Source organism: Amycolatopsis sp. 195334CR, from assembly GCF_017309385.1.
In the GTDB taxonomy this organism is placed as follows: Bacteria; Actinomycetota; Actinomycetes; order Mycobacteriales; family Pseudonocardiaceae; genus Amycolatopsis.
On sequence record NZ_JAFJMJ010000001.1, the window covers coordinates 2,559,963 to 2,585,104 of the forward strand.

The 25,142-nt window shown below is 70.2% G+C and carries 25 protein-coding genes; 13 read left to right on the forward strand and 12 right to left on the reverse strand.

What is annotated here, in order from left to right:
* Nucleotides 1-156: 156 nt before the first annotated feature.
* Both JYK18_RS12460 and JYK18_RS12465 read right to left on the reverse strand, forming a co-directional pair.
* Nucleotides 157-813, reverse strand: a complete 657-nt coding sequence (locus JYK18_RS12460) for a response regulator transcription factor (RefSeq protein WP_206802234.1) — start codon at nucleotides 811-813, stop codon at nucleotides 157-159.
* The gene (locus tag JYK18_RS12465; protein WP_206802235.1) at nucleotides 810-2,000 is read right to left on the reverse strand and encodes a sensor histidine kinase; all 1,191 of its coding nucleotides are present in this window, start codon (nucleotides 1,998-2,000) and stop codon (nucleotides 810-812) included. The genes JYK18_RS12460 and JYK18_RS12465 overlap by 4 nt, the downstream gene beginning before the upstream one ends.
* Before the next feature lie 165 nt (nucleotides 2,001-2,165).
* Here JYK18_RS12465 and JYK18_RS12470 point away from each other — a divergent pair, with 165 nt between their 5' ends.
* The gene (locus JYK18_RS12470) at nucleotides 2,166-3,746 is read left to right on the forward strand and encodes a dynamin family protein (RefSeq protein WP_206802236.1); all 1,581 of its coding nucleotides are present in this window, start codon (nucleotides 2,166-2,168) and stop codon (nucleotides 3,744-3,746) included.
* On the opposite strand, the gene JYK18_RS12475 is transcribed toward JYK18_RS12470, so the two are convergent.
* Entirely contained in the window at nucleotides 3,706-4,890 is a 1,185-nt protein-coding gene (locus JYK18_RS12475; RefSeq protein ID WP_206802237.1) for an FAD-dependent monooxygenase, read from the reverse strand. The genes JYK18_RS12470 and JYK18_RS12475 overlap by 41 nt on opposite strands.
* Nucleotides 4,891-4,983: 93 nt before the next feature.
* Here JYK18_RS12475 and JYK18_RS12480 point away from each other — a divergent pair, with 93 nt between their 5' ends.
* The 9 genes from JYK18_RS12480 (at nucleotide 4,984) to JYK18_RS12520 (ending at nucleotide 14,481) form a co-directional block, all read left to right on the forward strand.
* A complete protein-coding gene (locus tag JYK18_RS12480) occupies nucleotides 4,984-5,682 on the forward strand; it encodes a TetR/AcrR family transcriptional regulator (protein WP_206802238.1) in 699 nt (232 codons plus the stop codon).
* A 50-nt stretch (nucleotides 5,683-5,732) separates the two neighbouring features.
* Nucleotides 5,733-6,212 (forward strand): nucleotide exchange factor GrpE, encoded by a 480-nt coding sequence (gene grpE / locus JYK18_RS12485; protein WP_206802239.1) that lies wholly within the window; start codon nucleotides 5,733-5,735, stop codon nucleotides 6,210-6,212.
* Between the two features lie 14 nt (nucleotides 6,213-6,226).
* Entirely contained in the window at nucleotides 6,227-8,083 is a 1,857-nt protein-coding gene (locus JYK18_RS12490) for a dynamin family protein (RefSeq protein ID WP_206802240.1), read from the forward strand.
* Entirely contained in the window at nucleotides 8,080-8,589 is a 510-nt protein-coding gene (locus JYK18_RS46630; protein ID WP_242579075.1) for a hypothetical protein, read from the forward strand. The genes JYK18_RS12490 and JYK18_RS46630 overlap by 4 nt, the downstream gene beginning before the upstream one ends.
* Nucleotides 8,590-8,696: 107 nt before the next feature.
* The gene (locus tag JYK18_RS12500; protein ID WP_206802241.1) at nucleotides 8,697-9,401 is read left to right on the forward strand and encodes a DUF6802 family protein; all 705 of its coding nucleotides are present in this window, start codon (nucleotides 8,697-8,699) and stop codon (nucleotides 9,399-9,401) included.
* Nucleotides 9,402-9,901: 500 nt separating this feature from the next.
* Nucleotides 9,902-11,725 carry a phosphoenolpyruvate carboxykinase (GTP) gene (locus tag JYK18_RS12505; protein ID WP_206802242.1) on the forward strand — a complete coding sequence of 608 codons (1,824 nt, stop codon included), beginning with the start codon at nucleotides 9,902-9,904 and terminating at the stop codon, nucleotides 11,723-11,725.
* A 157-nt stretch (nucleotides 11,726-11,882) separates the two neighbouring features.
* Nucleotides 11,883-12,497 (forward strand): ABC transporter ATP-binding protein, encoded by a 615-nt coding sequence (locus JYK18_RS12510; RefSeq protein WP_206802243.1) that lies wholly within the window; start codon nucleotides 11,883-11,885, stop codon nucleotides 12,495-12,497.
* Nucleotides 12,498-12,504: 7 nt separating this feature from the next.
* Nucleotides 12,505-13,851 (forward strand): hypothetical protein, encoded by a 1,347-nt coding sequence (locus tag JYK18_RS12515; RefSeq protein ID WP_206802244.1) that lies wholly within the window; start codon nucleotides 12,505-12,507, stop codon nucleotides 13,849-13,851.
* Nucleotides 13,852-13,890: 39 nt separating this feature from the next.
* The gene (locus JYK18_RS12520; protein WP_206802245.1) at nucleotides 13,891-14,481 is read left to right on the forward strand and encodes an EndoU domain-containing protein; all 591 of its coding nucleotides are present in this window, start codon (nucleotides 13,891-13,893) and stop codon (nucleotides 14,479-14,481) included.
* Nucleotides 14,482-14,495: 14 nt separating this feature from the next.
* On the opposite strand, the gene JYK18_RS12525 is transcribed toward JYK18_RS12520, so the two are convergent.
* Entirely contained in the window at nucleotides 14,496-14,762 is a 267-nt protein-coding gene (locus JYK18_RS12525) for a helix-turn-helix domain-containing protein (RefSeq protein ID WP_206802246.1), read from the reverse strand.
* Between the two features lie 177 nt (nucleotides 14,763-14,939).
* Between JYK18_RS12525 and JYK18_RS12530 the strand changes: the two genes are divergently transcribed.
* On the forward strand, nucleotides 14,940-15,101 hold the full coding sequence (locus tag JYK18_RS12530) for a hypothetical protein (protein ID WP_206802247.1): 162 nt from the start codon (nucleotides 14,940-14,942) through the stop codon (nucleotides 15,099-15,101).
* Between the two features lie 7 nt (nucleotides 15,102-15,108).
* On the opposite strand, the gene JYK18_RS12535 is transcribed toward JYK18_RS12530, so the two are convergent.
* Together JYK18_RS12535 and JYK18_RS12540 are read right to left on the reverse strand one after the other, a co-directional pair.
* Nucleotides 15,109-16,725, reverse strand: coding sequence for an alpha/beta hydrolase (locus JYK18_RS12535; RefSeq protein WP_206802248.1), 1,617 nt, complete (start codon nucleotides 16,723-16,725; stop codon nucleotides 15,109-15,111).
* Between the two features lie 133 nt (nucleotides 16,726-16,858).
* Complete coding sequence (locus tag JYK18_RS12540) at nucleotides 16,859-17,737, reverse strand: septum formation family protein (protein ID WP_206802249.1); 879 nt, start codon at nucleotides 17,735-17,737, stop codon at nucleotides 16,859-16,861.
* Nucleotides 17,738-17,907: 170 nt separating this feature from the next.
* Here JYK18_RS12540 and JYK18_RS12545 point away from each other — a divergent pair, with 170 nt between their 5' ends.
* Nucleotides 17,908-18,189: a DUF3311 domain-containing protein gene (locus tag JYK18_RS12545; RefSeq protein WP_206802250.1), complete on the forward strand. Its 282-nt coding sequence runs from the start codon at nucleotides 17,908-17,910 to the stop codon at nucleotides 18,187-18,189.
* Nucleotides 18,186-19,829: a monocarboxylate uptake permease MctP gene (gene mctP / locus JYK18_RS12550; RefSeq protein WP_206802251.1), complete on the forward strand. Its 1,644-nt coding sequence runs from the start codon at nucleotides 18,186-18,188 to the stop codon at nucleotides 19,827-19,829. Before JYK18_RS12545 ends, mctP begins: the two co-directional genes overlap by 4 nt.
* Here mctP and JYK18_RS12555 read toward each other — a convergent pair.
* The 6 genes from JYK18_RS12555 to JYK18_RS12580 form a co-directional block, all read right to left on the reverse strand.
* The gene (locus JYK18_RS12555; protein WP_206802252.1) at nucleotides 19,826-20,434 is read right to left on the reverse strand and encodes a hypothetical protein; all 609 of its coding nucleotides are present in this window, start codon (nucleotides 20,432-20,434) and stop codon (nucleotides 19,826-19,828) included. The two genes, mctP and JYK18_RS12555, sit on opposite strands and share 4 nt — an antisense overlap.
* A gap of 31 nt (nucleotides 20,435-20,465) precedes the next feature.
* A complete protein-coding gene (locus JYK18_RS12560; RefSeq protein WP_206802253.1) occupies nucleotides 20,466-21,668 on the reverse strand; it encodes an RNA polymerase sigma factor in 1,203 nt (400 codons plus the stop codon).
* Entirely contained in the window at nucleotides 21,665-22,021 is a 357-nt protein-coding gene (locus JYK18_RS12565) for a YciI family protein (RefSeq protein WP_206802254.1), read from the reverse strand. The genes JYK18_RS12560 and JYK18_RS12565 overlap by 4 nt, the downstream gene beginning before the upstream one ends.
* Nucleotides 22,022-22,088: 67 nt before the next feature.
* Nucleotides 22,089-23,036, reverse strand: coding sequence for a bifunctional helix-turn-helix transcriptional regulator/GNAT family N-acetyltransferase (locus JYK18_RS12570; protein ID WP_206802255.1), 948 nt, complete (start codon nucleotides 23,034-23,036; stop codon nucleotides 22,089-22,091).
* 330 nt (nucleotides 23,037-23,366) lie between these two features.
* Nucleotides 23,367-23,516 carry a hypothetical protein gene (locus JYK18_RS12575; RefSeq protein ID WP_020669193.1) on the reverse strand — a complete coding sequence of 50 codons (150 nt, stop codon included), beginning with the start codon at nucleotides 23,514-23,516 and terminating at the stop codon, nucleotides 23,367-23,369.
* A 255-nt stretch (nucleotides 23,517-23,771) separates the two neighbouring features.
* Nucleotides 23,772-24,968 (reverse strand): ATP-binding protein, encoded by a 1,197-nt coding sequence (locus tag JYK18_RS12580; protein ID WP_206802256.1) that lies wholly within the window; start codon nucleotides 24,966-24,968, stop codon nucleotides 23,772-23,774.
* Between the last annotated feature and the right edge of the window lie 174 nt (nucleotides 24,969-25,142).

Consider the following 25,142-nt stretch of genomic DNA (forward strand, 5'->3'; position numbering starts at 1 on the left):
GGCAGCGGATCGCCGGATGCGAGACCCATCGTTTCCCGGCGCCGCACCGTCGCGCGTCATCCCTGGGAGCCAACTTCCCACCCGACTGCAGTCGTAGCTTGGCCTGCCCGGAGGTAGTAGGCGATCGGTGATCCCCCTGAGGGGACCCTGAATTCGCTAAGAAACACCCGGACGGGTCAGGCCGGTCTCGTACGCGAGCACCACCGCCTGCACCCGGTCGCGGAGATCGAGTTTCGCCAGAATGCGCCCGACGTGCGTTTTCACCGTGGCCTCGGACAGGAAGAGGGCCTCGGCGATCTCGGTGTTGGACATTCCCTTGGCGATCAAGACCAAAACCTCGCGCTCCCGTTCGGTGAGCACGTTCAGCACGGAGGCGTCCCGCAACGGCGCGCCCCCGGTGCCGACGAAGCGGTCCAGCAGCCGCCGCGTCACCGACGGCGACACCACGGCCTCCCCGCCGGCCACCGACCGCAACGCGGAGACCAGGTGGTCCGGCGGGGTGTCCTTGAGCAGGAAGCCGCTGGCCCCGCCGCGCAACGCGGCGTAGACGTACTCGTCCAGGTCGAAGGTGGTCATCACGAGCACGCGCGCGGTCCCGGCGTCGACGATCAGCTTGGTCGCCTCGACCCCGTCGAGCACCGGCATGCGGACGTCCATCAGCACCACGTCGGGCCGCAGTTCCGCGGCCAGGCGCGCGGCCTCCTCGCCGTTGCCCGCCTCACCGACCACGTCGATGTCGGGCTGGGCGCCGAGCACCATGCGGAAGCCGACGCGCATCAGTTCCTGGTCGTCGACCAGCACCACCCGGATCACGAGTCCAACCTAACCGGCAGCGTGGCGTGCACCCGCCAGCCACCACCCGGCCGGGGGCCGACCTCCAGCTTGCCGCCGAGCACGTTCGCCCGTTCGCGCATGCCGATCAGCCCGTTGCCGCCGGGCAGCTGGGCGGTCATGGCCGGTGCGCCCGTCGCCGCCGTGGCGCCTCGAGCCGGTACCGGCACCGGCCGCACGCCGTTGCCGTTGTCGGTCACCTCGATCCGCACGCCGTCGGCCTGGCGGTGCACCTTGACCACCGCCTTCGCGCCGGGGCCGCCGTGCTTGAGCGTGTTCGTCAGCGACTCCTGCACGATCCGGTAGACGCCGAGCGACACCCCGGCGGGCAGGTCGTCGAAGTTCTCGTCGACCTCCACCTCGACCGGTACCCCGGCGGCGCCGACCCGCTGGGCCAGTTCGGTCAGCGAGCTGGCGTTGGGCTGCGGCACCCGCGGTTCGTTCTCGGCGTCCTCGTTGCGCAGCACGTCCAGCAGCCGCCGCAGCTCGGCGAGCGCGCCGCGGCCGGTCTCGGAGATGGTCTGCACCGCGCGCTCGGCCAGGTCCGGGTTGGATCGGATGGCGTAGGAGGCGCCGTCGGCCTGCACCACGATCACGCTGACCGCGTGCGCGACCACGTCGTGCAGTTCGCGCGCGATCCGGCCGCGTTCGTTGGCCACCGCGATCCGGGTGGCCTGGTCTCGTTCGGTCTCCAGCAGGTGCAACCTGGCCTCCACTTCCGCGTGGTACGCGCGCCGCGCCCCGACGAACTCGCCCAGCAGCCAGCAGAAGGCGTAGGCGAGCACGACCAGGATGAGGTTGATCATCAACTCGTCGGTGCGCTGCACGAACAGCTGGATCGTGCTGGCCGCCATGGTGATCAGCAGGTACAGCGCGCCGTGGCGCCGTCCCGCGTAGACGACCAGGGTGTAGACCGCGATCATGCCGGCGAAGAACCCGGCGATGCCCAGTTCGAGCCCGCCGTGCACGGTGCCGATCAGCAGTGCCGCGTAACCCGCCCACACCGGCCGCTTGCGCCGGAACACCACCGGCAGCACGACCAGGAAGTCCACCGGCACGGTGACGTACCACGGGTGGACCGCCAGCCCGGTTTCCTCGCTGGCCGACACCACGAAGAGCAGCAGGTCGAACAACAACAGCAACAGGGCTATGCAGCTGTCCCCGACCATCGGGTGTTTCCGTAACCAGAGACTGAGCCGGCGCACGGAATCAAGCGTAGGTCCGCTGGCCGGAAGGCCGCGTCGCCCGCCGGGACCACCTTCGATGCGACCGCAGGATGACGGGCATGATTACCCCCGACGGCAGTCAGCCCGCGGCATCGGGGAGGGAAGCGCGTGACGGCACCGGCGGAACAGGGTGGGCGCCTCGCGGGGCCCCTGTCCACCTCGGTCGGCAACCTCTGCCACCGGCTGCAGTCCCAGGTCTCCGCGCGCACCGCGGCCGGGTTCGCCGAGGTGATGCGCCGGCTCGGCGCGCCACTGCAGGTGGCCGTGGCCGGCCGGATCAAGTCGGGGAAGTCCACCCTGGTCAACGCGCTGATCGGGCGCCGGGTGGCGCCGACCGACGTGGGCGAGTGCACCCGGTTGGTCACCCGCTTCCAGTACGGCACGGTGGACCGGGTCGAGGTGGTCTTCCTCGACGGCCGCAAGCAGGTGCTCCCGTTCGCGCCGGACGGCAGCATCCCGGCCGAGCTGGGCGTGAACATCGACGAGGTGTCGCACCTGGAGGCGTACCTGACCAACGCCGTGCTCCAGGGCATGACGGTGATCGACACCCCCGGCCTCGGCTCGCTCGACGCCGCGTCGGTGTCGCGCACCGAGGAGCTGCTCGGCGCGGCCAAGCACCGCAAGGGCGAGGACGGCGACGAGGAGGGTTCCGACGAACTCGACGACACCTCCCGCAACGCCGTCGCCGGGGCCGAGGCCGTGCTCTACGTGGTCACCCAGGGCGTGCGTGCCGACGACCAGCAGGCGCTGGCCGCCTTCACCGCCGCCACGGCCAGCCGCGAGGCGGGCCCGGTGAACGCGATCGCGGTGCTCAACAAGGCCGACACGATCGCGCCCGAGTCGGTGGACGGCGCCGGTGACGACGTGTGGAAGGCGGCGACCATGCTCGCCGAGAAGCAGGCCGCCACGCTGAAGCCGCGGGTGGCCGACGTGCTGCCGGTGATCGGCCTGCTCGCCGAGTCCGCCGAGTCGGGTGCCTTCACCTCCGCCGACGCCGACGCGCTCCGCCAGCTCTCCGAGGTCGACGGCGCCTCGCTGGAGACCATGCTGATCTCCGCGGACATCTTCACCACCTGGGAGTGCGACGTCCCGTCCGGCATCCGGCTGCGGTTGCTGGAGAAGCTCGACCTCTACGGCATCCGCAGCGCGATCGACGCGATCCGCGCCGAACCGGAGCTCACCGCGGGCGCGTTGCGGCGCAAGCTGCTCGACGCCTCCGGCCTGGCCGCGGTCCGCGCCCGGCTGGCGATGGTGTTCGCCGCCCGCGCCGACGGCATCAAGGCCGCCGCCGCGCTCGCCTCGGTGACCGCGCTGGCGCACGCCTCCGGTGACCCGGCCGAACGCCAGCGCGTGCACGACGCGATCGAGGTGCTGCTCGCCAAGCCGGAGGCGCACCAGCTGCGCCTGCTGGAGGCGCTGACCCTGGTCGCCTCCGGCGCGGTCGACATGCCGGAGGACCTGGCCGAGGAGGTGCTGCGGGTCGGCAGCAACGCCGACATCGGCGCGCAGCTGGGCATGCCCGGCCGTCCCCGGCCGGAACTGGCGGCCTACGCGCTCGAACGCGCGGGCTGGTGGCGGTCGTTCGCCTCCTTCGGCGCGACCCCGGCGCAGAGCCGGGTCGCGCACGTGGTGCACCGGGCGTACTTCCTCATCTGGCAGCAGATACGGACCGATAGTCCGGCAGGCTGACGTTCTGGCTGATCTCCTCGCCCGCCTTGAGCATCAGCTTCATCAGCAGCTTGTTGCTCATCGACTTGTCCCGCAGCCAGATGGCGAAGGCGGAGCTCGGGGCGAAGAACCGGCCGGTGCGATCGCCGCCCTGCTGGCACGCCGTGGCGAAGTCCCGCAGCAGGTCCTCGTAGCGGGTGAAGGCGGTGCGGTGGTCGGACCTGGCCAGTTCCCCGGCCAGCACGTAGGCCGCGACCATCGCCGTCCCGGTGCCCATGCCGCCGAGGGTGGCCCCGCACGCGGCGTCGCCGATCAGCCCGATCCGGCCGGTCGACCAGGAAGGCACGTCGGCGCGGCTGATCGAATCGAAGTACAGCTGCTCCGCCGCGGGGAGCGTGGCCACGATCTCCGGCACCCGCCAGCCCATCCCGGCCAGCCCCTCGGTGATGAGCCGTTTCTGCTGGTCGACGTCCCGCCGGTGGTACGTCAGCTCCGGTGACGCGAACACCACGTAGGCCCCGGCCATCGCCGGGTCCAGGTGGTCGATTCCCACCCCCGCGTACTTGCCGGGGGCGGTGTGCCCGAGCGAGGTCTCGCCCAGCCAGGACGGGGTCGGCAGCTCCCAGCCCGCGACGTAGTACCCGAGGTGGCTGACGAACCGCTCCTCCGGCCCGAAGGCCAGCCCGCGCACGTTCGAGTGCAGCCCGTCCGCGCCGATGACCAGGTCGAAGGTGCGTTCGAGCCCGCTTTCGAAGGTCACCTCCACGGCGTCGCCGGTGTCGGTCAGCGAGCTGATGGAGTCGCCGAAGACGTACTCGGTGGTGTTCGCGCTGTGCTCGCGCAGGATCGTGGACAGGTCGGAGCGCCGGATCTCCACCGCGCCACCGGCGAACTCGATCGGCAGCTCCAGCCGCACCCGGCCGCGCTTGTCGACGAACCGCGACGGCATGCCGCCGGTCTGCCGCTCGCGGATCTTCTCGAGCACGCCCATCCGCTCCAGCACGGTCAGGTGCGCTTCCCCGCGGAAGTCCACCGCGTACCCGCCCTCGCGCGGGGCCGGGGCCACCTCCACCACGGTCGGCCGGAAGCCGTAGTGGCCCAGCCAGTAGGCCAGTGCCGGTCCGGCCACGCTCGCGCCGGAGATCAGCACGTTCTTGCCGCTCATCTCGTCCCCCAAAACAGTATCCCATGGAAACAGTTATTACTGTGTACAGTGGAAGCAGTTTTGTTGGCAAGTCCTTTTTCGCGAGGAGCACCCGTGACGGTGATCGACGGCGTGGCCGGCGCGAAGCTGCTGTGGGAGCCCCGCACCCCCGGCGCCCGCGGCCCGAAACCGGTGCTCAGCGTGGATCGGATCGTCGCGGTGGCCACCGAGTTGGCCGACGCCGAGGGCCTGGCCGCGGTGTCCATGCAGCGGATCGCCGACGAACTGGGCTTCACCAAGATGTCGCTCTACCGGCACGTGCCGGGCAAGGCCGACCTGGTCGCGGTGATGACCGACCGGGCCTTCGGCGAGCCGGTCGACCTGGCCGACGGCGACTGGCGCACGCAGCTCGGCGAGTGGTGCGGGCGGATGTACGCCGCGCTCGACCGGCACCCGTGGCTGCTCGACAGCTCGCTGTGCCCGCGGGTGTGGGGGCCGTACGAGCTGGGCTGGGTCGATCGCGCGCTGGCCGCGCTCGACGGCACCGGCCTGACCGGCGCCGAACGCCTGGACGCGGTCGCCACGCTGTCCGGGCACCTGCGGGCCATCGCCGAGCAGGCCAGGAACTCGGCCACCCCGGAAGCCGATTTCTCCCGGACTCTCGGCGCGCTGATGGCCGCGCACGGCGAGCGCTTCCCGGCGATGGCCGCGGCGGTGGCGGAGTCGGCCGATGGCGGTCAGGACAACGCGCTGGCGTTCGGCCTGGAGCGAATCCTCGACGGACTTGCCGTACTCATCGACGGCCGCCGGTAGCACTGGGCTATTTTTCCCCGGACAACGTTCGGGGTGTGGGGGTGGCAGGGATGTCGTTGTGGTCCCGCAAGAACGACCGGATCGACGTGAGCGACGCCGACGACGAGCCGACCAGCAAGATCGCCGCGACCAGCCTCGCCGAAATCATCGAGTCCGTGGACGGAACCGCCGCGCGGCCCGCCGCGTCGGAACCCGATGTGGAGCCCGTAGGAGTGATCGTGCCCGGCGGGGACGTGGACCAGGCGTCCGTCGAACGGCAAACGCTGATCCAGCTGTGCCTGTACGCGCTGGACCGCGCACGCAGTGGCGGTGTGGTGGAACGCCTGGAACAGGGCCTGGCCGAGGTCGGCGTGCGGGCGTTGCGCCCGGACGGTGAGCGCTTCGACCCGGCGGTGCACGAGGCGGGCGGCGCGGTGCCGACCGAGGACCCGGCGCTGGACGGCATCGTCGCGGAGACCGAGGTGGTCGGCTTCGCCGACCGCGACCGGCTGCTTCGTGCCCCGATCGTCACCGTGTACACCCGGAAGTAGATAGCCTTTGGTGCGTGACCGCACCAGCCGCACTCGGATCCGTCGGTAAGCCCACCCTGCCCGCGCAGGTGAAGCAGGCCAGGGAAACCCTGCTGACGCTGCTGCGCGAGCTGGACCCGCAGGCCGCCAGGTGGGTGGAGGACCTGCGCAAGGCCCGGCCGAAGAAGCCCTCCGTGGTGGTCGTCGGCGAGACCAACCGCGGGAAGAGTTCCCTGGTCAACGCGCTGCTGGCGATGCCGGGCCTGTCCCCGGTCGACGCGAACGTGGCCACCGCGACCTACCTGGTCTTCGAGCACGCCGAGGCGTGGTCGGCGCAGGCCTGCTACCCCGGTCAGCTGGCCCCGGTCGGGGTCGAGATGAACGAGCTGATCCGCTGGGTGTCGGCGGGCCACGACCTGCCGGAGGGCCAGCTCCCGCCGCGCTACGTCGAGGTGAGCGGCCCGGTCCCGCTGCTCGAACGCGTGTCCATTGTGGATACCCCCGGCGTGGGCGGGCTGGACTCGATGCACGCCGAGCTGGCGATGGAGGCGGCGGCCAACGCCACCGCGCTGCTGTTCGTGGTGGACGCCTCGGCGCCGTTCACCTCCAGCGAGCTGAACTTCCTGCGCAGCATGGGCGACCGCGTCGAGACGGTGTTGTTCGCGCTGACCAAGACCGACCAGTTCCGCGGCTGGCGGCAGGTGCTCGACGCCGACCGCGAGCTGCTCCGCGAGCACGCGCCCCGCTTCGCCGATTCGGTGTTCCACCCGGTCTCGGCGCGCATGTTCGAGATGGCCGCGAAGGCACCCAACGAGCAGGCGATGACCATGCTGCGCGAGCGGTCCGGCGTGGCCGAGCTGCAGGCCGCGATGCAGGAGATGCTGGTCGGCCGGTCCGCCATGCTCGGGGAGGCGAACACGCTGCGCGCGCTGTCCAGCGCACTCGCCGAGCAGCACGCGAAGCTGCAGGGCGAGCGCCGCGCGCTGTCGGCGGGCGAGGCCGAGGCCGAGTCGCTGCGCGAACGCCGCGACCAGCTCGCCGCCGAGCGCCGGTCGTCCACCCGCGGCTGGCAGCTGCGGCTGCGCGGAGAGATCCAGCGGACCAGGGTGGAGATCGGGCACGAGGGCAACCGCCAGATGCGCGACGCCCAGTCCTACTTCCGCCAGCAGATCGACGCGGCCAAGCGCGAGCAGATCCAGGAGCTGCCCGGGCAGGTCGACGTCGCGCTGCAGACGATCTCCCAGCGCATGTCGCTGGCCCTGGCGCAGCGGCTCAACCAGGTGACCGACGTGGCGCTGGCCGAACTGTTCTCGCCGGAGGAGCTGGACGTCATCCGCGCGCAGTTCGCCAGGGCGGGCGGCCCGCCGGTGGTGCTGCGGCCGCCGGACAAGCGGCCGCCGACCGCCGAGGACAAGCTGCTGGTGTTCATGGGCGTCTCCGGCGGGGTCGGCGCGGGCAAGCTGGTGGCCGCGCCGCTGGCCGGGTTCGCCCTGTTCAACCCGGTGGTGCTGCCCGCCACCATCGTGATCGGGCTGGGCGCCGGCTGGTGGATGGCCAGGACCCGGCGGCACGCGGCGGACAAGCAGCACATGAAGCAGTGGCTGGTGGAGTCCATCGCGGACGCCCGCTCCACGCTGGACCAGCTGGTCGCCGAGCAGCTGATCGAGGCGGAGCAGCAGCTGTCGCTGGCGCTCGACGAGGCGCTCGGCCGCCGGATCGAGGCGATCGAGGCCGAGCTGAAGGAAGTCGACAAGACGATCAAGATGGGCACCCAGGAGCGCGCGAAGAAGCTCAGCCTGGTCACCAAGCGGATCACGCAGGTGAACGAGGGCCGGGAGCGCGCCGAGGGGTTCCTCTCCCGGATCCGGACGCTGAGGGACAAGACATCGTGAACCAGCCGCCGCAGCAGCCGTACTACGGACAACAGCCCTACGGTCAGCAGCCCTACGGCTATCCGCCGCAGCCGCCGCCGAAGAAGAGCCGGACCGGGTTGATCATCGGGCTGGTGGTCGGGCTGGTGGTGCTGCTCGGCGGCGGCACGGTGCTGCTGGTGGTGCTGCTGAGCGACAGCGGGACCAGCGGTGATCCGCGCGAGACCGCGCAGCAGTACGTGAACGCGGTGAACAACAAGGACGCCGAGAGCATCGTGGCGCTGAGCTGCTCGCTCGGCCCGCAGTACGTGGACGGCATCCGCGAGGAGCTGACCACCAAGGGAGTCGAGATGACCCTGTCGCCGGAGGAGGGCACCGAGTCCGCCGCCAGCGCCGGGTACTGGATCGACGGCAAGCTGGCGAACCCGGACAGCTACGAGGACGGCGAGTTGCGCTACCGTCTCAGCCTCGGCACCACCAACGACCGCTGGTGCGTGACGCTGGGGGCGCTGGGGCTGCCTTCGTAGTGACCGGCTGTTGTGCCCGGGAACCGAACCGGCCTACGGTGAGTCATAACCGCTGAAGACAACATCCTTGAACTGCCGGGGCGACTCCTGGCGAAGGGGGAATTCCCGTGTGGGTCGACGAGAGCGGTGGCACCGACACCACCGACACCGCTGCCGCGGACGAGATGACGGTGACCGTCGACGGCGAGGAGTACACCGCTGACGTCAACTTCGACATGAACGAAGACGGCGTCAACGACACCGCGACGATCGAGACCGACGACGGCGGCGTCCAGGCTTTCGTCGACACCGACGCCGATGGCGACGCCGACGAGTTCATCGAGCTGGACGCGCAGGGCGAGGTCGTCTCGCACGCGGCCTACGACGAGGCCTCCGGTGACTGGATCGATGTCAGCTCCGGCGGTACCCCCGGTGACGACACCGACCCCGGCACCCAGACCGGGAGCGAAGGCGGGATCACCGCCGACCTGCCCGAGGGTGAGGTGGAGGTCGGGCCGGCCACCGTGGACACCGACAACGACGGCATCAACGACACCGCGATCGTCGAGGACTCCTCCGGCAACACGATCGGCTTCACCGACGTCGACGGCGACGGCGACGCCGATCTCGCCGTGGTGATCGACTCGAGCGGTGCCTCCACCACCTACGAGCACACCGGCGACGGCGAGTGGACCGAGACCGGCAGCTCCAACCTGGTCGACTCGGCCGCCGCCCCGACCAGCGACGCCGCCTGGGGCGGCGACGGCTCCCAGCCGGTGGAGGGGGTCGCCAAGATCGACTCCAGCACCGGCCAGTGGATCAGCCCCAACTGATCCACCCGGTTCCCGGCTCGACCGTCCTTTTCGCACCGGCCCGGCGCCCTCGTGGCGCCGGGCCGGTTGCTTTTCCGGGCCCCGCCCCGGTCTCGCGCAACTCGTGGACCACTGGTCCGCGATTCGCGGATTGCCTTGTCCTGGCAGACAATCGCGCTCCGGCGAAATCGGGCAAAACGCAGCGATAACGCGCGTTCGAGTGAGACGCAGAGCACCTTTTTCGGGTCGCGGAACCGCCCCGGACCAGGGCGGAGACAGGAAGAACTTCGCGGTTCGGCCGTTCCGGCGACAACTGAATCGATTCCCTTATCGTTCCTGTGAGAGAACCGACAGGCCACCTCTCGGTTACTCGGCGTCCATCCGGTTACTCTCCAAGAATCCCCAATCCAGCACACCGGTTCCCGCAGCCGGTGTGCGAAGCCATTCGGTCGCCGGCGAAGGAGCCCGCCCCGGACGCAAGTTCGGTGTGTGGGCTTTTTCGTCGGAGTTCAGGAGAAGAGATGACTGCAGTAGCCATCCCCGGACTCGACGCCGCCCCGACCACGCACAGCAAGGTCCTGGCGTGGGTGCGGGAGGTCGCTGAGCTGACCACGCCCGACCGAGTGGTGTGGGTGGACGGCTCCGAGGAGGAGTCCGCGCGGATCAACGCCGAACTGGTCGAGGCGGGCACCTTCGTGCCGCTCAAGGCCAAGCCCAACTCGTTCTGGGCCGCCTCCGACCCGGACGACGTCGCGCGCGTCGAGGAGCGCACGTTCATCTGTTCCGAGCGCGAGGAAGACGCCGGGCCGACGAACAACTGGGCGCACCCCGGTGAGATGAAGGCGACCATGACCGAGCTGTACCGCGGGTGCATGCGTGGTCGCACGATGTACGTCATCCCGTTCTGCATGGGCCCGCTCGGCGACGACGACCCGAAGCTCGGCATCGAGATCACCGACTTCGCCTACGTGGTCGCCTCGATGCGGGTGATGACCCGGATGGGGAAGGCGGCGCTGGACAAGTTCGTCACCGAGGACGGCACCGAGCGCGAGTTCGTGCCCGCGCTGCACTCGGTCGGCGCCCCGCTGAACCCGGGCGAGCAGGACGTGCCGTGGCCGTGCAACAAGACCAAGTACATCACCCACTTCCCCGAGGAGCGGATGATCTGGAGCTACGGCTCCGGCTACGGCGGCAACTCGCTGCTCGGCAAGAAGTGCTACTCGCTGCGCATCGCCTCGGTGATGGCCCGTGACGAGGGCTGGCTCGCCGAGCACATGCTGATCCTCAAGCTGATCTCGCCCGAGGACAAGGCGTACTACATCGCCGCGGCCTTCCCCAGCGCCTGCGGCAAGACCAATCTCGCCATGCTGCAGCCGACCATTCCCGGCTGGCGCGTGGAGACCCTCGGCGACGACATCGCCTGGATGCGCTTCGGCGAGGACGGCCGCCTCTACGCGGTCAACCCCGAGTTCGGCTTCTTCGGCGTCGCGCCGGGCACCAACTGGCACACCAACCCGAACGCCATGCGCACCATCGAGCAGGGCAACTCGGTGTTCACCAACGTCGCGCTGACCGACGACGGCGACATCTGGTGGGAGGGCATGGAGGGCACGCCCGAGCACGCCACCTCCTGGAAGCAGCAGGAGTGGACGCCGGAGTCCGACGAGAAGGCCGCCCACCCGAACTCGCGCTACTGCACGCCGATGTCGCAGTGCCCGATCCTGGCGCCGGAGTGGGACGACCCGAAGGGCGTGCCGATCTCGGCGATCCTGTTCGGCGGCCGCCGCGCCACCACGGTGCCGCTGGTCACCGAGTCGCGCGACTGGCAGCACGGCGTGTTCATGGGCGCCACCATGTCCTCGGAGAAGACCGCCGCGGCCGCGGGCAAGGTCGGCGAGGTGCGCCGCGACCCGATGGCGATGCTGCCGTTCCTCGGCTACCACGCTGCCGACTACTTCAAGCACTGGATCTCGCTGGGCAAGGAGGCCGACGCCACCAAGCTGCCGAAGATCTTCTACGTCAACTGGTTCCGCCGCGGCGACGACAAGCGCTTCCTGTGGCCGGGATTCGGCGAGAACTCGCGCGTGCTGAAGTGGGTCATCGGCCGGATCGAGGGCCAGGCCTCGGCCACCGAGACCCCGATCGGCTTCGTGCCGACCGCCGACGACCTGGACATCGAGGGCATCGAGGAGCCCAAGTCCGACGTCGAGGCCGCGCTGCGGGTGGACAACGAGGAGTGGCGCCAGGAGCTGCCGCTGATCGAGGAGTGGTTCGCGAAGATCGGCGACAAGGTGCCGTCCAACCTGCACGACGAGCTGGCTTCGCTGCGTCAGCGCCTCGGCTGAGGTACCCGAGCTGAAAACGGCCCGCCTGCTCCAGGCGGGCCGTTTTCGCGTTCCGGGGCAACCCCGTTGATTGTCGGCCTGAATAGCCCTTTTGGACATATTTTCGGCCAAAAGGGCTATTCGATTCCGACTCCAGAATCGCGAGTATGGTCGGCCCATGGGGATCATCACCGAATCCATGGGAATCCGCGTGGGCAGGCAATGGCTGTTCCGCGGGCTCGACTGCGCGGTGGGTCCAGGTGAGTGCCTCGCCCTGGTCGGCCCGAACGGCGCCGGGAAATCGAGCCTGCTGCGCGTTCTTTACGGTATGCAGGCGCCCGCCGAAGGAAGGGTCGAGGTGGCCGGGAGAATTCCCGACGAGCGCAGCGTGGAGTTCCGGCGGCAGGTTTCGGTGCTGCTGGACGATTCCGACGTGTTCGCCGAACTGACCCCGGTGCAGCACATCGAACTGCTCGCCGGGAGCTTCGGTACCGAAGTGGACAGTGCGCGGTTGCTCGCGGAAGCCGGCCTCGACGAACGGAGCGGGGTGGCCGCGGGCAGCCTGTCGGCCGGGCAGCGGCGGCGGCTGATGCTGCTGGGGGCGACCGCTCGCCCGTTCGAGGTACTGTTGCTGGACGAACCCGAGCGCGCGCTCGACGCCGACGGCCGCGACTGGCTGGCGGGACTGGTGCGGCGAGCCAAGGAGGGCGGTGCCGCGATCGTGCTGGCCACCCACCACCAGCCCCTGCTGGAGACCGCGGAGTCGGTGATCACCCTGCCGGGCGCCGAATGACCGCCGGATGACCACCACGGCGACCCGGGTGCGGATCCCCGGTCGCCCGCGCTTCGGCGGGGTGTTCGCCGGGGACACCACCAGCTTCCTGGTCGTTTTCGGACTCGGCGCGCTGGGCACGGCCTTCGGCAAGCTGCCGTGGTGGCGGGAGGTCCTCCTCGGTACGGGGTCCGCTGTGGACACTGTGGACCCTTCGGTACCGGCCGCGCTGGTGCTGGTGCTGTCCGGGCTCGCCGCCCGAGCCCAGTTGCGCCGCGGGTACCGCTGGGCCGACCCGGCCGAGCTGACCTGGCTCGCGGTGGACCGCGTCCCCGTGCTCGGCGCGCGGGTCTGGCGCGTGTGGCTGGGCTGGCTGCTCGCCGTCGGGTACGCCACCACGCTCGGCGCCGCTGTCTACCGCGCGCCCGTCGAGACCTGGATCGCCGCCGGGCTGCTGCTCGCCGGGAGTTCGGCGCTGACGCTGGCGGTGGCGCGGCGCCCGGTGGAGACCGGGGTCGCGGCCGGGCCGATCGCGCTGGCCGGTGCCGGGGTGGTGGTGGCGCTGACCTCGCCGCCGCCGGAGGTGCTCTCGGCCTCCGGGGTGGTCCTGCTGCTCGTGGCGGCGGTGTTCGCCTGGGGCTCCGGTTCACCGCTGCGACCGGTCGCCGCCCGGATCGCCGGGCGGGTGGAACTGGTCGCGGCGTGGCGCGAACGGGTGGTTCGGCTCGTCGCGGTGAGTTTCCTCGATCCGCTGCTGATGCTGCCCGCCGCGCGGCCGGTGGCGGTGCGGGTTACGTCGATCTGGGGACTCGCGCTGGCCGGGGTGCTCGGCAGGCGGCGGTACGCGGTGAACGCGGTGCTGCTCGCGGTCGCCGCCGGGGTGGCCCGGTTCGCGTTCCCGGCATTGCCCGAGGTCGCGGTGGTCGCGGTGGCGGCGTACGCGGCGCTGATGCCGTTCGGCGGCGGGCTCGGCGAACTCTGGCGCGGCCCCGGCCTGCGCCGCTGGATCGACGAGCCCGACCGGCGGATCCGCGCCGCGTTCGCGCTGGTCTTCGGTGGCCTGGTGCTGGCGTGGGCGGCGGTGTTGGCGCTGGTGGTGGCGGTGCTCGGGGTGCCGGTCGGGCCCGCGGCGTGGGCGGTGCTGCCGCTCGCCGCGGCCGCGGTCCTGCGCACCGCGTCGCGACCGCCCATCAGCTACGACAACATCGGCGTCACCGACACCCCGTTCGGCCAGACCCCGGTGCGGCTGATCACCCAGGCGGTCAGGGGACCCGACCTGGCCGTGCTGGGCGCACTGCTACTCAGCGTGTCACCTTTCGGCCCGGTGGTGCTGGGGGTGATCTTGGTCCTCACCACGTGGTCCTGCCTGCGCTGAGCACCCGGGTTAGTCTCGGATCGGCGAAGGGAGGTCACCGTGGGTGGTGGGCATGCTGCGGGGACCGGGCGGCGGGCGACCACCGAGTTCCCGGCGAACTGGTCCGGGAGCCGGATCCTCGAACTGATCACCGACGTGGCCAACCGGCCGGACGAGCCGCCGCGGCGGCTGCGCAACGGCCGCTGGCGGGCGGGCGGCGTGCGCGAGGGGGTGTCCATCGTGGTGCTGGTCGAGCCGAACGGCCGGGTGCACACCGCGTTCCCGACCGCCGGGATGGGCGTGGTGCGCAATCCGGACACCGCCGCCGACCCGGCCAACCCGACCGTCGCCGACCTCACCGAGAGCCGGGTCAGCTTCTACGCCGAGAAACTGCTGGCCCAGCTGGCGAACCGGCTGGCGACCTGGGAACTGGCGCACTACCACGAGTTGTACGTCGCCGGTGAGTGGGAAGAACTGGTCGACGTGCTCGCCGCGCACCTGGTCGCCGAGCACCTGCCGCTGTCCGTGGACGAACTGGCCGACTTCGAGCGGCTGATCAACTCCTACGACATCCCGCAGGCAGGCTGCCGCTTCCTGAACGACCGCGAGCGCGTGCTCGCCGCACTGCAACCGGGACCGGTCCCGCGCTAGCAGCCGTGCCCGCGCTAGGAGACCCTGGTCAGCGGTTCGGCCGGGTCGACGGCCTCGCGCAGGGTGTCCAGCGGCAACCGGACCGCCGAGGCGATGGCGGCGACGGTGAAGAAGGCGGGCGTCGGGATGCGCCCGGTCTCGATCTTGCGCAGGGTCTCCACCGAGATCCCGGCCTCCGCGGCCACCTCGACCATGCTCCGGTCGCCCCGCGCGGCGCGCAGTTCGGCGCCGAGCCGCTCGCCGCGTACTCGCTCTGCCTCGGTCAACGGAACCCGCACCATGCGACCCAGCCTACCTGTCCACATCACCCACAGGGTGTGGACAAGTCTGTGCACAGGTTGGGGGTAACTTCCCTGCAATCTGAATGACACCCAAAATCTTGTATCCGGACGCCCATCCCGCACGTCTCTCTAGTTACGGCCCCACCCGAAACCATCCCCAGGAGGAGGTCGACGGTCGTGATCGCAGGTTTGGCGCTGCTGGTGCTCGGGCTCGGCGTGACGCTGCTGGTACTGGCCAGCGGAGCGCTCCACCACGAACAGCCCTGCATGCGGGCGGAGAAAAGCCCCGCCGAGCGTGAACTCGGCGGGGCCCTGATCCCTCGGCCGCGGAGCGGCTGACCAGCTGTTACGCGCCGGCGGGCACCGGAAGCGGCATGCCCGGCAGGCTCTGGTCGTTCGGCACCTTGCCGTCCACCAGGTAGTCCTCGACGACCTTGTCCACCGGCGCGTTGCCACCGGCGTAGATGCCGTGGTCACCCTCGTCGGTGACGGTCAGCAGGCGCGAGTTGGCGAACGCCTGGTGCGCGCGCTGCGCGCCCTCGAGCGGGGTCGCCGGGTCGTGCACCGACTGGACGATGACCACCGGCGGCACGCCCTGGCCGTTGACCTTGGGCAGCGCGATCGGCTTGTTCTTCCAGAAGATGCACGGCTGGATCAGCCAGCCGGCGCCCAGCAGCGGCAGGTCCTGGTCGATCAGCTTCTGCGACTGCTTGATCACGCTGCTGCGGTTGCCGGTCCACGGGCCCTCGTTGCACGGGATGGACCAGAAGCTCGCGTCGTAGGCGTCGTCGTAGTCGGTCGGCACCATCAGCGGCTGCGGCCCGATCACGTCCTTGCTCGACTGCTCCGCCTTGACCTTCCGCGCCGCCGCCGACTTCTGCTCGGCGGTGGTGCTGCCCTCGGTCAGCGTGCGCACGGCCACCAGGTACTCGGCGAGCACCGGGAAGTTCCGCTTGCCGTAGAGGTAACCGGGGATGGTCGAGTCGAACTTGGCCGCGCTGACCTTCTCGCCGTCCAGCTCGACCGGGTTCTGAGTGAGCGAAGCGCGGACCTGCTCGTAGGTCTGGCGGGCGGCCTCACCGGTGCTGCCCCAGTGGTAGACCGAGTCGTACTTGGCCAGCCACGGCAGGAAGTCCTGGCGCCAGCGGCGCTCGAAGCCCAGCGGCTGCCAGTCGAACGACTTCTGCCAGGTGGTGGTGAACTCGGTGGCCGAGTCCAGCACGAACCGGCCGACGCGGGTCGGGAAGTGGGTGGCGTAGTGCGCGCCCATCCAGGTGCCCGCCGAGTACCCGACCCAGTTGATCTTGTCGCGCTTGAGCAGCACGCGCAGCAGGTCGATGTCGCGGGTGGTCTGGTAGGTGTTGATCAGCGGGCCCAGCTCGCCCGACTTCACCTGGCACGAGTTCGCCGCGTACTTGGTGGCGTCCAGGATCAGGTTCAGGTTCGGCTTGGACCGGTCACGCGGGTCCAGGTCACCGCCGGTGCCGATGGCACCACCGCAGGTGATGTTGGTGCTCTTGCCGGTGCCGCGCGGGTCGAAGCCGACGACCTCCTGGCTGGCGCGCAGCTTGGTCTGGTTGCGCAGCCGGGTCGGGAAGCTGCGGCCGGGCGCGCCGGGACCACCGGGGTTGGTGATCACGCTGGCGGTGGCCTCGCCGCCGGTGGCCTTGAGGCGGCTCACCGCGATGGTCAGGTCGATCTTGTCACCGGTGCGGTCCCAGTTGCGCGGGGTCTGGTACGTCGCGCACTCGATCCCCTCGGCGCCCGGCGGCGGCGCGGTGGGCAGCTCGTCGCCGGTGCAGGTGTGCCAGTTCAGCACCTGGTCCGCGTACTGCGCCGGGATGTTGGTCGAGTTCAGCGGTTGCGCCCCGGTCGCGGCCGGCTGGGCCAGCGCCGGGGTGACGCCGGCCAGCAGGCCGCCCGCCACCATCGGGACGACCACGGCTGTGCGCAGTCTTTTCATGTGTTGCCCCACTTGTCTCTTCGGTGTACCGGTCACTCTTTTGCCCGTTTCCGGGCCGCGAAAAAGTCAATGGCGGGTTATTGATATCGGCCTGCCACGCCCGGCGGCAACGTCCGTTAGTCGGATTCGTGGTTCAGCCACCCGGCAGCGGTGCGGCGCCGATGTTCCGTAACTTCTTGGTCACGGCGACATCGGTTTGCGCGAAGCAGGTCAGGTTGGTGAATCCCTGCTCCCACTCGGTCTGGCTGGGCCAGCGCCAGGTCGCGACCACGTCTTCGCGGGTGGCCGTACCGAGGTATTTGGTGAGCGTTTCACCGCAGACCGGCCGGGCGGCCGCATTGAATTCCTCCGGGCTCGGCAGCGGGTCGGTGGGTTTGCCCATGGTGACCACGCGGAGACCCTCCGCGTGGTGCGGTTCGGTGCAGGCGATTCGTTTCACCGCGCCGTCCAGCGGTTTCACCGACGAGCACACCTGGAAATCGAAGAACTTCTCCCCGGTGAGCGCGCCTTTGACGGTGCCGGTGCGTTCGACCGCTTTTCCGTCGGTGTCCAGCTGCGCCACCCCGCACCGGTACCAGCGGTTCCCGGCGGCCCAGTCGTCGGCGGGCGCCCAGAGCATCCAGGCGGCCAGGGTGGTGGCGTCGAAGTCGGTGCTGCCGAGGTACTTCGCCGCCTCGGCGCGGCAGTCGGGCAGGGCCGCCTTGAAGATCACGTCCGCCTCGGGGCGGGCGGCGGGCAGGTCCGCGCCGAAGGTGCCCGCCTTGGTCACCTCGACGTGGTGCGGTTTGGCGCAGTCGACCGGGGCCTGGCTGCTGCCGAGCACGCACTGCCCCGGCTCGGCCACCGGTTCGTTCGACGGGGCCTGCGCCCGGCTGGGCGCGGGCTCACCCGCGCCCGTGCGCCCCGCCACGGCGTGGCCGCCGACCTCGGTGGCGCACGCGGAGACCACGAGCGCGGCGGTGAGCAGCCCGAAGGTCAGCCTCCGGCCGGTCGATCGTGCCAGCGATGCCATTCCAGCCACCCCCGCTCAGGTTCGCCGCCCGACCCTATCCGACGGGTTTTCCCCAGCTTGCGGCTGTCGGGAGCAAATCGATACCGGACACGGGTGACGTGGGGAGGCGGAGGTTCTAAGGTCAACGCGATCTCCGCCGGAGTGCTCGCAGAGGAGTTTGGTGAGGCCACATGTCGACCGGTAAGCCCGGGGGCCGGGTTTCGGGGCTGGTGTTCAGCCCGTGGAACCTGCTGCTGATCATCCCGTTGTGGGTCGTGATCACCCCGCTCTACAACTTCGAAGAACCCCGGCTGTTCGGGATGCCGTTCTTCTACTGGTTCCAGTTCGCCGGCATCGTCGTCGGCGTGCTGTGCACCAGCGTGGTCTACCTGATGACCAAGAAGAAGCCGACCACCACGACCGGGACGCCCGAGTCCGATGTGGACGAGTTGGACGAGGGGAGCGCCCGGTGAACGGCATCCAGTGGGTGGAACTGATCGTCTTCGCGCTGCTCTTCGCGCTGGTCACCGTGCTGGGCTTCGTCGCTTCGCGGTGGAAGGCCGGGGACACCCTCGACCACCTCGACGAATGGGGGCTCGGCGGGCGCAAGTTCGGCTCGTGGATCACCTGGTTCCTGATCGGCGGTGACCTCTACACCGCCTACACCTTCGTCGCGGTGCCCGCGCTGCTGTTCGGGGCCGGCGCGACCGGCTTCTTCGCGCTGCCGTACACGATCATCGCCTACCCGATCGTCTTCCTGCCGCTGCTGCGGTTGTGGTCGGTCTCGCGCTCGCACGGCTACGTGACGCCCGCCGACTTCGTGAAGGGCCGCTACGGCTCACCGCTGCTGGCCACGCTGGTCGCGATCACCGGCATCGTCGCCACCATGCCCTACATCGCGCTGCAGCTGGTCGGCCTGGAGTCGGTGCTGCGGACGCTGGGCTTCAACGCCAGCGGCTTCCTCGGTCACCTGCCGCTGCTGATCGCGTTCATCATCCTGGCGGTCTACACCTACCAGTCGGGGCTGCGCGCACCCGCGCTGATCGCGTTCGTCAAGGACATCCTGATCTACATCGTCATCCTGGTCGCGGTGCTCTACCTGCCGAGCAAGCTGGGTGGCTGGGAGTCGATCTTCAGCGCGGCGGACGCCAAGTTCGACGCCTCCCCGTCGCCGTCGGACGGCATCTTCCTCAACGCGAACAACCAGCTCCAGTACGCGACGCTGGCCTTCGGCTCGGCGCTGGCGCTGTTCCTCTACCCGCACTCGGTGACCGGCGTGCTCGCCTCGCGCGGGCGCAGCGTGATCAAGCGGAACATGTCGGCGCTGCCCGCGTACTCACTGCTGCTCGGGCTGCTGGCGCTGCTCGGCTTCGTGGCGATCGCCGCCGGGACGAAGGCGATCACCAACGAGGCCACCGGGCGGCCGGACGGCAACACGATCATCCCGCAGCTGTTCGCCGACCAGTTCCCGTCGTGGTTCACCGGCATCGCCTTCGCCGCGATCGGCATCGGCGCGCTGGTGCCCGCCGCGATCATGTCCATCGCCGCGGCGAACCTGTGGACGCGCAACGTCTACAAGGAGTTCCTGAAGAAGGACGCCACGCCGAAGCAGGAGGCCAAGCAGGCCAAGCTCGCCTCGCTGATCGTCAAGTTCGGCGCGGTGGCGTTCATCCTGTTCATCGATCCGCAGTTCTCCATCGACCTGCAGCTGATCGGCGGGGTGATCATCCTGCAGACGCTGCCCGCGGTGGCCCTGTCGCTCTACACCAGGTGGTTCCACATCTGGGGGCTGGTCGCCGGCTGGATCGTCGGCATGGGCTGGGGCATGATCCTGCTCTACAACATCCCCAACCCGGCCACCGGCAAGGCGCACTTCGGCGGTTCGGCGCTGCCGCTGGACAAGCTGAACCTGTTCGGCTGGCAGCCGTTCGCCGGCTCCCAGGTGCAGATCTACGTGGGTGTGGTGGCGCTGGCGGCGAACCTGGTGGTGGCGGTGCTGGTCACGGTGGTGGCCCGGCGGCTCAAGGTGGTCAACGGGACCGACCAGACCAACGACGCCGACTACCACGTCGACGAGGACGACAAGAACCTGCGCGCCGTCGGCGTGCACTAGGTCTTCAGCGCCGGGGTCGTGGGGGCCTCCACCCGCACGACCCCGGCCGAGACCAGGTACAGCACCACGCCGTTGAGCAGGTGCCAGAGGAAGTGCGTGCCGGCCGGGAAGCTGCCGCACACGCTGTGGTCGGCGGTGCGCAGGCCGAGCGAGACGGCGAAGACCCCACCGGCGATCGCGAACCGCGGCCAGTGCCGGGTCCGCGCGAGCAGCGCGGCGAAGAGGAACATCCCCAGCAACGCGGACAGGTACATGCCCCCGCCCAGCGCGGCGACGCCGATCGTGACGGCGAGGAACGCGGGCGCGGCGAGCCAGGCCCACCGCCACGCCACGCCCAGGAACAGGTGCGTGAACGCGACCGCGTAGTACAGCACGAAAACCAGGATGAACCCGGTGTCGGCGGCACCCGCCCAGCCGGTGGCCAGCGCGTGGAACGCGGTGCTCGCCAGGCAGATCAGCCCGACCAGCACGGCCAGCGTGCGCGCGACCGGTCCCCTGGCCCGCCGCCAGATCAGGATCGCGGCGATCAGGAACGCCACGTTGCTCACCGTGTTGAGCGGCTCGCCCCACAGCCCGGGGGCCACGCGCTCGCAGTAACCGTCCACGAACGCGGTCTACCAGCGCGAGTTCACCGGCTCATGTCTCGCAGGTGGCCAACCGGCGACGCAGGAACCGGTGCTGCGGTTCGGATCCCGGCAGCTCCAGCGCGCGGCGGTAGTAGCGAGCAGCCTTCGCCGGTTCACCCGCTCGCAGCCACAGCGCGCCGAGCGCGGCCGGGAGCAGCGGGTAGGTGGCCAGTTTCGGCTCGGCTTCGAGCAGTTCCAGTTCCGCGATGCCGGTCGACGGCCCCTCGGCCATGGCCAGCGCGATCGCCCGGTTCAGCCTGCCGACCGGGGACGGCCGGAGCGCGAGCAACTGGTCGTACAGGCCGACCACCCGGGGCCAGTCGGTCTCGGCCGCCGTGTGGCAGACCGCGATGGCCGCCTCCACGTGGTAGGCCGACAGTTCGCGGCCGGTGCAGGCGGTGGCGAACACCTGCGTGCCCTCGCTGATCATCGCGTGGTCCCAGCGCGAACGGTCCTGTTCGGACAACAGCAGCAGGTCGCCGTCGGCGTCCACCCGCGCGGGCAACCGGCTCGCCTGCAACAGCATCAACGCCAGCAGCGCGCGGGCACGCGGGGTGTCGGTGCGCGGGTCGGCCAGCAACAGCCTGGTCAGCCGGACGGCTTCGCCGCACAGCTCACCGCGGATCGCGTCCTGCCCGCTGCTGGCCTGGTAGCCCTCGTTGAACAACAGGTAGAGCACCGCCAGCACGCTGTCCACTCTGGACTCCAGCGCGTCGTCGGGCGGCAGCGCGAAGGACCTCCCGGCGAGCCAGCGCTTGGCCCGCACCAGCCGTTGCGCCACCGTGGCCGGTTTGGTCAGCAGCGCCGCGGCGATCTCGCCGACGCCCAGCCCGCCGACGGTCTTCAAGGTCAGCGCCACCTGCGCGGGCACCGGCAGGTCGGGGTGGCAGCAGAGCACCATCATGGTCAGTTCGTCGTCGGGACCGGCAGGCTCGTCGAGCCGGTCGATCAGCAGCGGGAGCTTGGCGCGCAGGGCGTCCTCGCGGCGGAGGAGGTCGATCGCGCGGTTGCGGGCCGCGCGGAAGAGCCAGCCGCGCGCGTTGTCCGGCACGCCGTGGTGCGGCCAGGTGCGCAACGCCTGCTCGATGGCGTCGGCCACCGCCTCCTCGGCGAGGTCGAGCCTGGCCGGGCCGAGCGTGCGGGCCAGCGTGGCGGTGATCTGGCCCGAACTGTGCCGGAACAGGTGCTCCACCACGCCGGCCGCGGCGCTCATTCCTCCGAACAGCTCTCGTCCGCGATGCGGCGCACCTCGATCGGCCCGAACCGCAGGTGCGGGTGCGTGCCGAAGATCTTGGCGGCCTGGTCGTAGTCGTCGGCGGTGATGGTGATGTACCCGCCGACGATCTCGGCGGACTCGGTGTGCGGCCCGTCGGTGGTGCTCAGCGCACCCTCACCCCGGAGCACGCGCCCGGTCCTGGTCAGCGGGTGGCTCGCGCGCAGGCGGCCCTCCTGGTCCATCCGGTTCGTCCAGTCCAGGTACAGCTCGAGCACGCGCTGCGACTCGTCGGGGCTGAGGTTCTCGACGCTGCGCTCCTCACGGCGGAGCAGGCCGATGTAGTCGGGCATGGTTGCCTCCCAGGTCGTCGGTGCTCAGGAGACGAACGAGCCCCGGCCGAAATCGACACCGCACCCTTTATAACTTCAGCCGCCAGGTCTGGCCGGTGAGTTCGGGCCCGAAATCGCTGGTCGGCTGCTCGTCGACCAGTTCGAACCCGGCCGCCTCGTAGATCCGCCGCGCCGACCCCAGCAGGCTCACCGTCCACAGCTCCATCGCGGTGTACCCGACCGACTTCGCGAACGACACGCACTCGCTGACCAGCCGCCCGCCGACGCCGTGGCCGCGTGCACTCGGCTCCACCAGCAACAGCCGCAGCTTGGCGGTCTGCTCGTCGCCGCCCCGGGCACACACGATCGACCCGACGCGCTCGCCGTTCAACTCCGCGATCCACGCCGCCTCGCGCACCGGGTCGCGGTGGGCGAGGTAGTCGGCCACCACCCGCGCGACCAGTGCCTCGAACTGGTCGTTCCAGCCGTACTCGCGGGTGTAGAGCGCGCCGTGGCGATGAACCACCCAGCCGAGGTCGCCGGCGCGAGGCGCGCGCAACACCACCGTCGAATCAGGCTCCCCACCCACGATCCGGCTGATCGTCGCCATCGCGCCGAGCAACTCGACCTGCCGCTGCTCCCCGAACCGCGCGAGCAGTTCGCCGATCTTCTCGGAACTGCGCTGGTCCAACAGCGCGAACACCTCGCGCCCACGCTCGGTCAACCGCACCACCTGCCGACGCGCGTCCTCCCCACTGCGCTCCCGGTGAACCAGTCCGCGCTCCCCCAACCGCCCCAGCAACCGACTCGCATACCCCGCGTCGAGCCCCAGCACCCGGCGCAACTCCCCGACCTCGGTCCACTCGCGCCGCGCAAGCTCGAACAACACCCGGGACTCACTGAGCGAGTACTCGGCATCGACCGGCCCCTCATCCAGCACCCCAATCACCCGCGTGTAGAGCCGGTTGAACGCCCGAACCTCTCGCACCCTGTACACTTGACCACCACAACAAAACCCCCTGACAAAGTCAACCATTAACGCAACAGGGGGCCTCACACGAAAGGGGCGGAAGAGGCTGACGTTGGTTCCTCACCAACGGGCCCAGCGCTCGCCAAGGCGAGGAACTCGCACCGTGGGGGTCCGGGGGGCTCGGCCCCCCGGGAAACACGCAGCTCACGGCCATGGTGCGGGGCGATGCGAAGCGAGCCCAAACACGTGGAAACCCCGTGATGCTGCCAGGTCGGGGGTCCGCCAGCATCACGGGGTCAATGGGGGTATCGACGCCATGTCTTGTGGCGTTACACCCCAGTCGTAGTGTGTTCTACGTCACTCGTGTGGGTGAAAATCCACCCTGCTCACGAGGGGTCAGCGCATGTGGGGCTGACGGGCCTGGGCGATCGCGATGAGCTCCTGACGAACGGTCGCGGTGGCCGCGGTGTCGATCGCCCGGTTCAGCGCCCGGCGAGTGCGAGCCTCGGCGCGGCGGGCACGGAGCTTGGCGGCGATGTTGTTCATCGGTGTCTGCATCCCCTTCAAGGGTTTCGCTGGATCTCTCGGCTTACGTGGTCTAGTATGCCCGACTTCGCCCAAGATTGCCAATGATTATCCGGTGATCTGGCGCACGAGCCGATGAATCGTCGGCAAACAACACTCCACACCCAACGAACCTCAGCTGTACGTAATCCATCGGGCTCTATCGAACTCTCTAGCTCCAAAGCTAGAAAGGTGCAGACAGACCTATCCACCACCAGAAAGCGGAAACGGGCTGGCTCAGTCGTCGATGCGGCTGAGCAGGTAGTGGCCGAAGTGCGGCACGGTGAAGGCGATCCGCCCTCGTTCCGCCGAGTACACCAGGCCCTTCTTCATCAGGCTGTCCCGCGCCGGCGACAGGCTGGAGGGCTTCCGCCCCAGGTAGACGGCCACGTCCGAGGTGCTCGCGGCCTCGTCGCGGCCCTGCGTCAGCTCGGCCATGGCGAGCAGGTACTCGCGTTCGGCCGGGGTGGCGCGCTCGTAGCGCGAGCCGAAGAACCCGACCGCCAGCTCCGACTCCGCCTCCGGCGCGGCGACCTGCACGTCCTTGACCGTGATCGGGTCGTCCGGCGCGGCGTCCCAGGCGGCCTTCGCGTAGGCCTGGATGAAGTACGGGTACCCGCCCGAGGCGTCGAACAGGGCGTCCAGCGCTTCCGGCTCGATCCCGGCGTCTTCCCGGTCGATCGGCGCGAGCACCGCGCGGTCGGCGTCCTCCCGGTCCAGCCGGTCGATCCGGGCGTACCGGAAGAGGCGCTCCGAGTAGGACTTCGACGCCGACAGCACCGCGGGCACGTGCGGCAGCCCCGCGCCGACGACCACCAGCGGCGCCCCCGACTGCGACAGCTCGTGGCACGCCGCGCACAACGCCGAGACGTCGTCCGCGCCGAGGTCCTGGATCTCGTCGATCAGCAGCGCGACCCCGGTGCCCACGTCCGCGGCCAGCTCGGCCACGTCGGTGAACAGCTCCACCAGGTCGATCTCGATGTCGCCGGAGTCGGCGCGCCCCTGCGCGGCGGGCACGTCGATGCCCGGCTGCCAGCGGTCCCGCAGCTTCGCGTCCGGCTTGGCCGCGCGCAACGCGAACGCCTTGAGCACGCCCAGCACCGACTCCACCCGGTCGGGCGCGCGGTGCCGGACGGCCAGATCGCGGATCGCCCGGTGCAACGCCGCCGACAGCGGCCGCCGCAGTTCGGCGTCCGGCCGCGCCTCGATTTTCCCCGCGCCCCAGCCGTGCCGGACCGCCATCGCGCGCAACTCGCCGAGCAGCACCGTCTTGCCGACCCCGCGCAGGCCGGTCAGCACCAGACTGCGTTCCGGACGTCCCCGCGCCACCCGCTCCAGCACCACCTCGAAGGCGTGCAGTTCGCGCTCCCGCCCCGCCAGCTCGGGCGGGCGCTGGCCGGCGCCGGGGGCGAACGGGTTGCGGATGGGGTCCACTATGAAACCGTATCGGGCTTTCTAGCGTTCCACCGATAATGACCCAGAAATCCCGAGGCGTGTCGTGGTGGAAGGGCCCTTCGAGGTGGAAAGCGTGCGCGAAAGCGGGTTCAGCCTGAGCAGCATCCCCGAGGAGGCACCGTCGGACATCACCTACGGCGCGAAGACCGAGTT

Bases quoted from the DNA above. Each gene is read 5' to 3' on its own strand.
- JYK18_RS12535 (WP_206802248.1), bottom strand. From the start codon at position 16,725: ATGAAAAGACTGCGCACAGCCGTGGTCGTCCCGATGGTGGCGGGCGGC.
- grpE (WP_206802239.1), top strand. From the start codon at position 5,733: ATGTCGTTGTGGTCCCGCAAGAACGACCGGATCGACGTGAGCGACGCC.
- JYK18_RS12510 (WP_206802243.1), top strand. From the start codon at position 11,883: ATGGGGATCATCACCGAATCCATGGGAATCCGCGTGGGCAGGCAATGG.
- JYK18_RS12565 (WP_206802254.1), bottom strand. From the start codon at position 22,021: ATGCCCGACTACATCGGCCTGCTCCGCCGTGAGGAGCGCAGCGTCGAG.
- JYK18_RS12505 (WP_206802242.1), top strand. From the start codon at position 9,902: ATGACTGCAGTAGCCATCCCCGGACTCGACGCCGCCCCGACCACGCAC.
- JYK18_RS12560 (WP_206802253.1), bottom strand. From the start codon at position 21,668: ATGAGCGCCGCGGCCGGCGTGGTGGAGCACCTGTTCCGGCACAGTTCG.
- JYK18_RS12525 (WP_206802246.1), bottom strand. From the start codon at position 14,762: ATGGTGCGGGTTCCGTTGACCGAGGCAGAGCGAGTACGCGGCGAGCGG.
- JYK18_RS12575 (WP_020669193.1), bottom strand. From the start codon at position 23,516: ATGAACAACATCGCCGCCAAGCTCCGTGCCCGCCGCGCCGAGGCTCGC.
- JYK18_RS12465 (WP_206802235.1), bottom strand. From the start codon at position 2,000: ATGGTCGGGGACAGCTGCATAGCCCTGTTGCTGTTGTTGTTCGACCTG.
- JYK18_RS12545 (WP_206802250.1), top strand. From the start codon at position 17,908: ATGTCGACCGGTAAGCCCGGGGGCCGGGTTTCGGGGCTGGTGTTCAGC.
- JYK18_RS12540 (WP_206802249.1), bottom strand. From the start codon at position 17,737: ATGGCATCGCTGGCACGATCGACCGGCCGGAGGCTGACCTTCGGGCTG.
- JYK18_RS12515 (WP_206802244.1), top strand. From the start codon at position 12,505: ATGACCACCACGGCGACCCGGGTGCGGATCCCCGGTCGCCCGCGCTTC.
- JYK18_RS12570 (WP_206802255.1), bottom strand. From the start codon at position 23,036: ATGGTTGACTTTGTCAGGGGGTTTTGTTGTGGTGGTCAAGTGTACAGG.
- JYK18_RS12475 (WP_206802237.1), bottom strand. From the start codon at position 4,890: ATGAGCGGCAAGAACGTGCTGATCTCCGGCGCGAGCGTGGCCGGACCG.